The following is an 11,888-nucleotide window of genomic DNA, read 5'->3' as shown; positions in this document are numbered from 1 at the left end:
GCGTTTTCGATAGGGATAATGGAAAGTCATGGCTGATATTCCAGATACACTCCTCGCCGGTTACCAAACCTTTATGAGCGAGCATTTCGCGTCTGAAACGGCACGTTATAAGGAACTCGCTGAAAAAGGTCAGGCACCACAAACACTGGTCATTGCCTGCTGCGATTCCCGCGCCGCTCCAGAAACAATTTTCAATACCGCTCCCGGTGAGATTTTCGTTCTTCGTAACGTTGCAAATCTCATCCCGCCTTATGAGCCGGATGGCGAATTTCATGCGGCTTCGGCGGCACTGGAGTTTGCTGTGCAGAGCCTTAAGGTGAAGAATATCGTCGTCATGGGCCATGGCCGATGCGGTGGTATCAAGGCGGCTCTTGATACACAATTTGCGCCGCTTTCGCCGGGTGATTTCATCGGCAAGTGGATGAGCCTGATTGCGCCGGCCGCAGAAACGGTCAATGGCAATAGTCTAATGACGCCAACTGAGCGTCAAACGGCGCTTGAGCGTATTTCGATCCGCTATTCGCTCAACAATCTGCGCACATTTCCATGCGTCGATATTCTTGAGAAGAAGGGTAAGCTCACCCTTTTTGGCGCCTGGTTCGATATTTCGACCGGCGAACTTTGGGTGATGGATCAACAGACCGGAGACTTCAAAAGGCCGGAAGTTTCAGTGGAAAATGCACCGGAAACACCAGCATAAGACGAAAAAAAGCCCCGAAAATCGGGGCTTTTCTCTGTTTAGATTATTGCGAAACAGCAAACTGTTAAGCCATACCAATGATTATTGGTCGATTGCCTTGCCCATTTCAGCAATAGCACGCTGGTAAACCTGCGCAGCGTTCCAGCCCTGAATAGCAGAATAGTTCGGTTCACCTGGCTGATAGCCAGCGCCACGTTTCCAGCCATGACCGACGAGGAAGTTGGCGGTGGAATAAAGGGCGTCAGCCTTTGAACGTGCCATGTCGATATGGCCGCTGCCATCACCATCGACGCCGTATTTCAGAACGTTGACTGGCAGAAACTGCGTCTGGCCGATTTCACCGTGCATTGCGCCAACCGCATTCGGATCGAGGTCCTGATTGTCGATCAGCTTGAGTGCAGCGTAAAGCTGCTGTGTGAAGTAGTCGCTGCGGCGGCAGTCATAAGCCAGCGTAGCAACTGCTGATAGCGTGTGCTGCTTGCCGAGATAAGCGCCGAAGCCGGTTTCCATGCCCCAGATTGCAATCAGTGGACCAGCAGGAACGCCATAACGCTTTTCAATTGCTGCGAAGAGCGCTGCATTCTGCTTCTTGATCGATTTGCCACGCTGAATGATGGTGTTCGCGCCACGCTTCTGCATGAACTGCTCAAACGTCAGCTTAAAGCTTTTCTGATTGCGGTCGGCATTGATGGTTGCCTGGGCATATTTTGTGTTCTTCAGAGCGTTGATGGCGCGATTGCCAATGCCGCGCGACTGCGCTTCCTTGATTGTTTGCTGGAGCCAGGCATTATAGCCAGCGCCATTGTTGCCACACTGGGCTGCTTCGACGATGCTTGTACCAGCCATCATGCTCACTGCAAGAACTGCTGCTGCCGTCCATGTCCGGCCCTTGGCAAACAATGCCATTCGTTTCTCCTTCGGAGTTGATTCTACCTCGGCGCGAATTTGCCATTCTTTACACCGGATGTCATGTTGCAATGGGCCCCTAAGCCCAAAGAACAGCGGCGCGCTTATAATCCTTTTTCCACGTAATCTTCAAGTTTTCGTAAACTGGCGCCAACTTACCTGCTTTTATGGGCCAAGCAGCCGTTTAAAAGTGCTGTTTTCTGGTTTTTGCTTGACATGACAGGCTCCCCACTTTAAAGCGACAGCCAATCTATCCGCGATCTTTAGAACGCGAGCCACCGACCGGGACCCATTTGGTATAAAAAGATCCCGGAGGTCCACATCCGACAGCGCGATGCGCCCTCGGGTGTTGTACCGCTTTGGTTGGTTCTTGAACTGGTTTGGTCAAAGAACGATCTATCCCGATGAAGCCCTGAGCGTCCTCGCGGATTAAAAGGAAATTAGATGTTTGAATCACTTCAGGAGCGTCTTGGCTCCATTCTGAACGGCCTGACCGGACGCGGCGCTCTCTCTGAAAGCGACGTGGCGGCTGCGCTGCGCGAAGTGCGTCGTGCGCTGATCGAAGCCGACGTTTCGCTGGAAGTGGTTCGTTCTTTCACTGACCGCGTTCGCGAGAAGGCTGTCGGCGCAGAGATTCTTAAAAGCATCAAGCCCGGCCAGATGGTCGTTAAGATCGTCCATGACGAACTTGTCGAAATGCTTGGCACCGAGGGCGTTACAGTTGATCTGAACGCACCAGCACCTGTCGTCATTATGATGGTTGGTTTGCAGGGGTCGGGTAAGACAACGACGACGGGCAAGCTGTCGAAGCGCCTGACCGAGCGTAACCGCAAAAAGGTGTTGATGGCGTCGCTTGATACGCGTCGTCCGGCAGCGCAGGAACAGCTTCGTCAGCTTGGTATCCAGACCTCTGTTGATACATTGCCAATCATCGCCGGCCAGTCGCCGGTCGAAATCGCCAAGCGTGCCGTTCAGGCTGCAAAGCTTGGCGGTCATGATGTGGTGATCCTCGATACCGCTGGTCGCACGCATATCGACGAGCCGTTGATGGTGGAAATGGCGGATATCCGCAAAGCCGCCAATCCGCATGAAATTCTGCTTGTGGCAGACAGTCTGACTGGTCAGGACGCGGTTAATCTTGCGCGCAACTTCGATGAGCGCGTTGGCATTACCGGCATCGTTCTCACCCGTATGGATGGTGATGGCCGTGGTGGTGCAGCGCTTTCGATGCGCGCCATCACCGGCAAGCCGATCAAACTGATTGCCACTGGCGAAAAGATGGATGCGCTTGAGGAGTTTTATCCAAAGCGTATTGCCGACCGTATTCTTGGCATGGGCGACATTGTTTCGCTCGTCGAAAAGGCTGCCGAAAACATTGATGCGGAAAAAGCCGCAGCGATGGCCAAGAAGATGCAGTCGGGCAAGTTCGATCTCAATGATCTTGCCGATCAGCTTGGCCAGATGAAAAAGCTCGGCGGTATGGGTAGCATCATGGGTATGATGCCCGGCATGGGTGGCATGAAGGATAAGGCAGCAGCAGCCGGTCTTGATGACAAGGTATTTGATCGTCAGCTCGCCATCATCGGTTCGATGACCAAAGCCGAGCGCGCCAATCCTGATCTTCTCAAGCACAGCCGCAAGCAGCGCATTGCTAAGGGTTCTGGCACCAGTTCTGCCGACATTAACAAGCTTCTCAAGATGCACCGCCAGATGGCCGACATGATGAAAGTCATGGGCAAGGGCAAGGGCGGAATGATGAAGCAGATGATGGGCGGTCTTGCTGGCAAGATGGGCCTTGGTGGTCTTGGTGGCGGTATGGGCGGTATGCCTGATCTGTCCAAGATGGATCCTAAGCAGCTTGAAGCGCTGGCCAAACAGGCAGAAGCCGCTGGTCTGACCAAAGGTGGCGGAATGCCTGGCCTTCCCGGTGGAGGTCTGCCGGGCTTGGGCGGTCCTAAACTTCCCGGTTTTGGTGGCGGTCTTCCCGGCCTGCCAAAGAAGAAGTGAGTAAGATGGCTGACGAAAAGAACACCGTACCCGCTGAACTTCTCTCTCTGCGTGCTTCCATCGATAATATCGATGCTGCACTCATCCACATGCTTGCTGAGCGTTTTCGCTGCACAAAGGCTGTGGGTGTGTTGAAAGCCGAGCGCGGCCTTGCTGCTGCTGACCCAGCACGCGAGAAGCGTCAGGTCGAGCGTCTGCGTGCGCTGGCTGTTGATGCGCATCTCGATCCCGATTTTGCTGAAAAATTCCTGAACTTCATCGTGAAGGAAGTTATTCGGCACCATGAGCATGCCGCTGCAAATCACAGCGGAAACTGAATAGCCAAACTGGCTTAACCGATTGCCCGACAGGGCAGGATAATTGACTAAAGGAAAGAAAAAATGGCTCTTAAGATCCGTCTCGCCCGCGCTGGCTCCAAGAAGCGTCCTTACTACCACGTTGTTGTTGCTGACGCTCGCAGCCCTCGCGATGGCCGTTTCATCGAAACCGTTGGTGCATGGAACCCAATGCTTGCCAAAGACGCAGAGCGCGTAAAGCTCGACGCTGACCGCATTCAGCATTGGATTGCACAGGGCGCACAGCCAACCGATCGCGTTCTTCGCTTCCTCGATCAGGCCGGTATTGCAAAGCGTGAAGAACGCAGCAACCTGACCAAGGGTCTGCCAGGCAAGAAGGCTCAGGAACGTCTTGCTATGGCTAAGCAGGCTGAAGAAGAAGCTGCTGCAAAGGCCGCTGAAGCTGCTGCTGCCGCAGCTGCACCAGCTGAAGAAGCTGCAAGCGAATAATTTTTCGCAACTTGCGAACGAAAAGGCAGCAGAGCAATCCGCTGCCTTTTTTATTTGGTTTTCGACTTCGAGCAAATCGACTGGAAAATGCCGGAATTTCGTCTATCTTATTGATTTGACGGCTCGCATTTTCGTGAACGCGCATATGCGAGCATAGAGTTTTACAGCGCTGAAAAGGCGCCCTGTTCAGGAGAATACCATGTCGGCTGTAACGGCTATTCGTGCGTTTTCATTCCGTCGCATTTTCGTTGTCTTGGGTTTGGCTGTTTTGGTTCCGCTGCTTTCAGCTTGCGGCTTCAATACAATCCCCACCAATGATGAAAAAGCCAAAGCCGCTTGGAGCGAAGTGCAGAACCAATACCAGCGCCGCGCTGATCTGGTGCCCAATCTGGTAGAAACCGTGAAGGGCTACGCCGCACACGAAAAAGACACCTTGCAAGCGGTGATTGATGCGCGCGCCAAGGCGACACAGGTGCAGATTACCCCAGAAACGCTCAACGATCCGGAACTCTTCAAGCAGTTTCAGGAAAATCAGGCGAATCTTACCAGCGCGCTTTCACGCCTGATGGTGGTCGTGGAGCGTTATCCTGATCTGAAGGCCAATCAGAACTTCCTTGCGCTGCAATCGCAGCTGGAAGGTACGGAAAACCGTATCGCTGTGGCGCGCCGTGATTATATTGAAGCGGTCCGCGTCTATAATACATCGATCCGCACTATGCCGACGATGATCTGGACATGGATCTGGTATCGTGATGCTGCACCAATGCAGACATTTAGTGCCGATGCGTCAAGCCAGAGCGCTCCACAGGTCAAGTTTTAACAACGGAGCCTGCGCCCGTGGCAGCTTTGCTCCCAATGCGTGATGCGGTGGTTCGTGACCTGAATGGGCCACGATCGCTTGCGGCCTTTTTGCTTTTCCTGTTTGCAAGCTTTGTTGCAGTTGGTGCCAACGCGCAGGATGCGGCAAAGCCGACACAGTCACTGACAGGTCGAGTGGTTGATGCGGCCGGGATTATCGATCCGTCGCAGTTACAACAGCTCACCCAGAAGTTGGCTGATTTTGAAGCAAAGTCATCCGATCAGGTGGTCGTGGTGACTGTTCCCAGCCTCAATGGCGAGGATATTGAAAGCTATTCCAATCGTCTGTTCCGGGCTTGGGCCTTAGGGCAAAAGCAGGAGAACAATGGTGTCCTGCTGGTTGTGGCACCCAATGATCGCAAGGTGCGTATTGAGGTCGGTTACGGGCTTGAAGGTACGATGACCGATGCGCTTTCGAGCGTCATCATTAATGGCACGATCATTCCAGAATTTCGTAGCGGCAATTACTCTGAAGGTATCGTGCAAGGTGTTGATGGCATTTTGTCGGTTCTTTCCGGTGACGCCGCCGAACTGGCAGCCCGTGCCAAGCGGAATGTTCAGACCAGTTCTGGTTCCGATGACATCGACTGGGTTTTTGTTATCTTTATCATCTTCTGGGCGGTGATCTTCTTTGGCGGCTTCGGCATGGCGATCTTGACACCGATTTTTGGACGCAAGATTGGGCCTGGAAAATATCGCTGGCTTGGCATGGTTGTGGATTTTAATTCCCGTGGCGGTTCCGGCGGCGGCGGATTTTCTGGCGGTGGTGGCGGTTGGTCATCAGGCGGCAGAGGTGGCGGCGGCTTCTCCGGCGGCGGTGGATCGTCCGGTGGCGGCGGCGCTTCGGGTAGCTGGTAAGGGAGACGTCTGTGAGTTCTAAAAACCTTATCAGCGAACAGGATCACGAGCGCATTGCTGTTTCTATCCGGGATGCGGAAGCCAATACGAGCGGTGAAATTTACGCAGTTCTGGCCCGTACCAGTGATGATTATTTCTTCGCGGCGGGTTTTGTTGCCACCTGCGGCATTCTGATTGTTTCGGTCATCATGGCTTTTCTCGCACATTGGTATTGGTTTGATATCAGCCTGCCGATGTTTGGCCTTGCTATACTTGCGGCTTTTGCCACAGCGATGCTGCTTTTGTGGTTGGTGCCATCCATTCGCATGTTGCTGGTGCCGCGCCATATTCGTTACAAGCGTGCGCATCTCAATGCTTTGCAGCAGTTTCTGGCACGCAATGTTCATATCACCGAACACCGAACTGGCATTTTGCTGTTTGTTTCTATGGCTGAACATTATGCGGAAGTGATTGCCGATGCAGGCATTCATGCGCGGGTGGAACAGGAAGAGTGGAACGGGATCGTTGCCACGCTGACGCACCATGCATCACGCTCGGAAGTGGCCGAAGGCTTTGTCCTGGCCATTGGTCAGGCAGGCCAATTGCTGGAGAAACATTTTCCGGCAGGCGCGCATAATGCCAATGAATTGGATGACCATCTCATCGAACTTTAAGTGCCATTAACAGCACAAGATTCGGTGGTGATTTGTGGCGAAATTTAGCTTTTGTGACGCTTACGTAAATACGCTGTGTCATTTCCGTACAGCCTCGTCGGCACATTCTGAAATTTTTCAAAAGCTTTCCGAAGTTTTGTTCCAATTTAAATGGATTAGATGCAAATTTTCTGACTTTCACGGAAATATTTGGTTGTTTTCAACGATTTGTCATCGAAACGAGCCGGCAATCTGCTAGTTTGGCGCGCATTGCCATCATGACAGGAGTATCCGACGTGACTGCAAAGCAGGATCGGTCGAGCAAAGTTAAGGGTTCCAAGGCAGCCAAGGAGGAAAAAAAGGGAGGAAAGTCGAAGACGCTAACCGCCTTTTCGCAGCTTCTCTTTGAATGGGCGCCGCCCGAAGATCTCGCGGCATACGATGCCGCAGCGCTCGATAAATCTGCCCAGTATGGCTATGAAGCGCTTGAGTCCTATCGCAAGGGTAAGAGTATCATTAGCGTCGATAACAGTGTCGAACGCCATGGTCGCCCTGTCAGCGTCATTACCATCGTCAACGATAATATGCCGTTCCTGCTCGATTCGATCATGGGTGAGCTGAACGATCATGTCAGCCAGATTTTCATGGTTGTTCATCCGGTTCTCGATATTGAGCGGGAAAAAGACGGCCTGACTATTTTGGGCGAAGCATCGCAGCTCGCACCTGTTAAGGGCATTGAGCGCGTTAGCCTTGTGCAGATCCATCTGCCTCTGCTCGATAAGCAGGCTAAGTCCGATCTGACTGCCGCTCTCAAGCGTGTTCTTGGACAGGTTCGCTCTGCGGTCAGTGACTGGAAGCCAATGATCAAGCGCCTTGATGTGGCGATTGATGATTACAAGCGCGTTCAGAAGCTCACCCTTGATCCGGCTATGCCCGAAGCAATCGCCTTCCTTGAATGGCTGCGTGATGATCGTTTCATCTTCCTTGGTATGCGTGAGCTGACCTTCAAGGGGAAGGGTGATAAGCGAGATCTTGTTGCGGACAAAGAAACGCTTGGCATTCTCAATGACGGCGAAGTCCGCGTTCTGCGTAAGGACGATGACGATAAAGCGACGCCACGTGAAATCACAGACTTTCTCGACGGCAATGAACCGCTAATCGTGACGAAGGCGAATTCGCTTTCACTGGTGCATCGCCGATCCTATCTTGATTATGTCGGCGTGAAGATTTTCGGCCCAAATGGTGAAGCTATTGGTGAGCTTCGTGTTGTCGGCCTGTTTACGTCAGTTGCCTACACAAGCTCGGTTGCAGGTATTCCGTTCATCCGCTCTAAGGCGGATACGGTTATCAAGCATCTTGGCTTTAATCGTGAAGATCATTCCGGCAAGGCGCTTATCAATGTGCTGGAAGAATATCCCCGCGATGAGCTTTTCCAGATCGATACGGAAAGCCTTACGGCCAATGCCGAATTTATTCTGGCATTGGGTGAGCGTCCGCGCGTGCGTGCGATCCCGCGTCTTGATCGCTTTGGCCGTTTTGCCACTGTGCTGGTCTATATTCCGCGTGACCGCTACGATTCTGTTGTGCGTGAAAAAATCGGTCGCTATCTGGTCGATATTTATAGCGGCGACAGCTTTGAATTCCATCCGGTGTTCTTGCAGAACGGCCTGACGCGTGTACAGTTCGTCATCCGTCGCCATGAGCGTTCAACGCCGCATGTGGATCGCGATGCGCTGGAAGAAGAAGTGCGTTCAATCGTTCGCACATGGGACGATGCTGTGCGTGAAAGCGCGGATAGTGCTGACGCGAAGACTATTGCTCTGGCGTCAAGCTTCCCGCAATCCTATCGTGAAATTTTCACGGCGCCGGAAGCACTGGTCGATGCGCAGCGTATCGCTGGCTTGAGTACAGAAGCCCCGCTTTTCGTAGACTTTTATCGCTATCGTACTGATGGACCGGATGCCGTTTCGCTGAAGATCTATCATCACGGTGCGCCGGTTGTGCTGTCGCAGCGTGTTCCGCTTCTTGAAAATATGGGCTTCCGTGTTGTCAGCGAGCAGACCATTGACCTGCCGTTAGCCGGCAAAGATGGTGCAGCTGTTTACGTGCATGACATGCAGCTCGTAAACGCTTATGGCGCGCCGGTCGATTTGTCCGACGATGGCGAAATGCTGGAAGATGTGTTCCGCACTGTATGGGACGGTCTGGCTGACAATGATGCTTATAATGCGCTGGTGCAGACTGCACGTCTCAACGCACGTCAGATCATGATCTTGCGTGCCTATGGTCGTTATCTGCAACAGGCGGGTATTGCTTACTCGCAGGGTTTCATTGCGGCGGCGCTCAATCGCTATCCAGAAATTGCGAACGACCTCTATTCGCTGTTTGATCTGCGCTTCAACCCATCGGCTAAGCGTCGTGAAGCGGCGGAAACCAAGCTGGTGGACGGGATTGAAACCGCTCTTCTTGGCGTACCCAGCATTGATGACGATCAGATTTTGCGTCGTTTCCGCAATCTGATCGAAGCAACGCTGCGTACCAATGCCTATCAGCCTGACGCAGACGGCAATCCACGCGTAACATTCGCGTTTAAGCTCAATCCGCGGCTTGTGGAGGGTCTGCCAGATCCACGCCCTTATCGCGAAATCTTCGTCTATGGGCCTGAAGTGGAAGGCGTGCACTTACGCTTTGGCGCTGTTGCACGTGGTGGCCTGCGCTGGTCGGACCGCGCACAGGATTACCGCACAGAAGTTCTGGGACTGGTCAAGGCGCAACAGGTCAAGAATGCGGTGATTGTGCCGGTTGGTGCCAAGGGTGGCTTCTATCCGAAGCGTTTGCCGGTTGGCGGCGATCGCAATGCGGTGTTTGAAGCCGGTCGTGATGCTTACAAGGTTTTCATCTCGACGCTTCTTTCCGTCACCGACAATATTCACGACAATGATGTTGTGCCGCCTGTTGATGTTGTTCGTCACGATAAGGATGACCCATATTTCGTGGTGGCTGCCGACAAGGGCACTGCGACATTCTCCGATACGGCGAATGCGATCAGCCAGGCGCATGACTTCTGGCTTGATGATGCTTTCGCATCGGGCGGTTCTGCCGGTTATGATCACAAGGGCATGGGCATTACCGCGCGCGGTGCGTGGGAGGCTGTGAAGCGGCATTTCCGTGAACTCAACACAGACATCCAGACCGAGCCTTTTACGGTTGCTGGTGTTGGTGATATGTCGGGCGATGTCTTCGGCAATGGTATGTTGTTGTCGGAGCAGATCAGGCTGGTTGCAGCCTTCGATCATCGTGACATCTTCATCGATCCAAATCCGGTTCCTGCTCACGGTTTTGCAGAGCGCAAGCGTCTGTTTGATCTGCCGCGTTCGAGCTGGCAGGATTATGATCGCTCGAAGCTGTCGGAAGGTGGTGGCGTCTATAGCCGTAGTCAGAAGACAATTACGCTTTCAGCGGAAGCAGCAAAGGCCATCGGCCTTGGAAAAACCACTGCTTCACCACAAGAAATCATGACGGCGATCCTGAAAGCGCAGGTTGATCTTCTGTGGTTCGGTGGTATCGGCACTTATATTCGCTCAACCGCTGAGACCGATGCACAGGTCGGTGATCGTGCCAATGATGCGATCCGCATCACGGGTTCGGAAGTGCGCGCACGGGTAATTGGTGAAGGTGCAAATCTTGGGCTGACGCAGCGCGGGCGTATTGAATATGCGCTCACAGGTGGTCGCAACAATACTGATGCTATCGACAATTCTGCAGGCGTCAATTGCTCCGACGTTGAGGTTAACATCAAGATTGCACTGGCTGCTGCTATGCGTTCGGGCAAGCTAAAGCGTCCAGCACGCGACAAGCTGCTGGTGAGCATGACTGACGATGTGTCGGAACTGGTGCTGCGCAACAACTATCTCCAGCCGCTCGCTTTGTCTCTGAGTGAACGTCAGGGGCTCACGGAGCTGCCTTATCAGGCACGTTTCATGGCTGAGCTCGAAGCCCGCAAACTTTTGGATCGTAAGGTCGAATATCTGCCTTCGGATGCGGTGCTCAATGATCGTCAGAAATCAGGCCAGCCGCTGACGCGTCCAGAACTCGCCGTTCTGCTCGCTTATGCCAAGTTGTCGTTGTCGGATGATCTGGTTGCAAGCAAGTTGCCTGATGAGCCATATTTCGAGCAGTTGCTGTTTGGTTATTTCCCGAAGCGCATGGTCAAAACATATGCGGAGGAAATTTCAAACCACCGTTTGAAGCGCGAAATCGTGGCTACTTTGCTGGCTAATGATGTGATCAATCGCGGCGGCATCACCTTCATCAGCCGTCTGGCCGATACGACAGGCAAGGCGCCTGCCGATATTGTTCGCGCCTATGTTGCAGTGCGTGATGGCTTTGAGATCGACGCGATCTATGACGCCATTGATGCGCTCGATAACAAGGTGGCGGGTGATGTGCAGAACCAGTTCTATCATCTGGTTGGCGAAATGCTGCTTGCAACGACAGCATGGGTGCTGCGCAATGACACAACGCGTGCAAACTTGACCGAACTGGTGAGCACGATCACCACTGCTCGCGCAGCGCTTGAGCCACGCTTTGATGGTTTGATGCCTGATTACCTCATTGAGGCGGTTCAGTCTGACAAGGCGGCCTTTGTTGAAAAGGGTGCGCCAGAGAAGCTTGCTCAGCGTCTGGCCAATCTTCAGCTTGCAGGCATCATGCCGGACATTGCGCTGATTGCACATTTGGCTTCTGCCGATCTTGTTGCAACCGCAAAGGCCTATTTTGGTGTGTCGCAAGCGTTCCGTATTGGCCGTATTGAAGAAGCAGCACGCACCATTCCAGTCACCGATTATTATGATGGTCTGGCCTTGTCGCGTGCGAGCGATACGATCACGCAGGCTGCTCGTGGCATTACAATTGCGGCACTCAAGAAATACGGCAAGGACAAAGACGCAGCGGCTGCATGGTTTGCAGAAGATGCTGTCCGTATCGATCAGATCCGAAATCGTATGGTCGCATTGACCGAGGGCGGTGATCTCACCGTCTCGCGTCTCGCGGTTGCAGCGGGGTTGATGTCAGATTTGGCACAATAGAATGCATTCCATTGGAAATGAAAAGGGCAGCTTCGGCTGCCCTTTTTGCATTGTT

At 53.2% G+C, this 11,888-nt stretch carries 9 protein-coding genes; 8 read left to right on the top strand and 1 reads right to left on the bottom strand.

Features of this window, described 5'->3' with window-relative positions:
* Positions 1-28 precede the first annotated feature (28 nt).
* Positions 29-700, top strand: coding sequence for a carbonic anhydrase (locus RI570_RS04930; protein WP_313827272.1), 672 nt, complete (start codon positions 29-31; stop codon positions 698-700).
* 81 nt (positions 701-781) lie between these two features.
* Here RI570_RS04930 and RI570_RS04925 read toward each other — a convergent pair whose 3' ends face one another.
* On the bottom strand, positions 782-1,606 hold the full coding sequence (locus RI570_RS04925) for a lytic murein transglycosylase (RefSeq protein ID WP_313827271.1): 825 nt from the start codon (positions 1,604-1,606) through the stop codon (positions 782-784).
* Positions 1,607-2,050: 444 nt separating this feature from the next.
* Here RI570_RS04925 and ffh point away from each other — a divergent pair, with 444 nt between their 5' ends.
* The 7 genes from ffh to RI570_RS04890 all read left to right on the top strand — a co-directional run bounded on the left by ffh (position 2,051) and on the right by RI570_RS04890 (position 11,833).
* Positions 2,051-3,613, top strand: a complete 1,563-nt coding sequence (ffh, locus tag RI570_RS04920; RefSeq protein ID WP_313827270.1) for a signal recognition particle protein — start codon at positions 2,051-2,053, stop codon at positions 3,611-3,613.
* 5 nt (positions 3,614-3,618) lie between these two features.
* Positions 3,619-3,930, top strand: coding sequence for a chorismate mutase (locus tag RI570_RS04915; protein ID WP_313827268.1), 312 nt, complete (start codon positions 3,619-3,621; stop codon positions 3,928-3,930).
* 63 nt (positions 3,931-3,993) lie between these two features.
* Entirely contained in the window at positions 3,994-4,398 is a 405-nt protein-coding gene (gene rpsP / locus RI570_RS04910) for a 30S ribosomal protein S16 (protein WP_313827267.1), read from the top strand.
* 199 nt (positions 4,399-4,597) lie between these two features.
* Positions 4,598-5,218 (top strand): LemA family protein, encoded by a 621-nt coding sequence (locus tag RI570_RS04905; RefSeq protein WP_313827265.1) that lies wholly within the window; start codon positions 4,598-4,600, stop codon positions 5,216-5,218.
* 89 nt (positions 5,219-5,307) lie between these two features.
* Positions 5,308-6,114: a YgcG family protein gene (locus tag RI570_RS04900; RefSeq protein ID WP_313828556.1), complete on the top strand. Its 807-nt coding sequence runs from the start codon at positions 5,308-5,310 to the stop codon at positions 6,112-6,114.
* 11 nt (positions 6,115-6,125) lie between these two features.
* The gene (locus RI570_RS04895; RefSeq protein WP_313827263.1) at positions 6,126-6,767 is read left to right on the top strand and encodes a TPM domain-containing protein; all 642 of its coding nucleotides are present in this window, start codon (positions 6,126-6,128) and stop codon (positions 6,765-6,767) included.
* A 275-nt stretch (positions 6,768-7,042) separates the two neighbouring features.
* Positions 7,043-11,833 (top strand): NAD-glutamate dehydrogenase, encoded by a 4,791-nt coding sequence (locus tag RI570_RS04890; protein ID WP_313828555.1) that lies wholly within the window; start codon positions 7,043-7,045, stop codon positions 11,831-11,833.
* The last annotated feature ends 55 nt before the right edge of the window (positions 11,834-11,888 follow it).

Source organism: Brucella pseudogrignonensis, assembly GCF_032190615.1.
Lineage (GTDB): Bacteria > Pseudomonadota > Alphaproteobacteria > Rhizobiales > Rhizobiaceae > Brucella > Brucella pseudogrignonensis_B.
The sequence above is the reverse complement of the archived record's forward strand: the minus strand, read 5'-3'. Positions and strand labels throughout refer to the sequence as shown.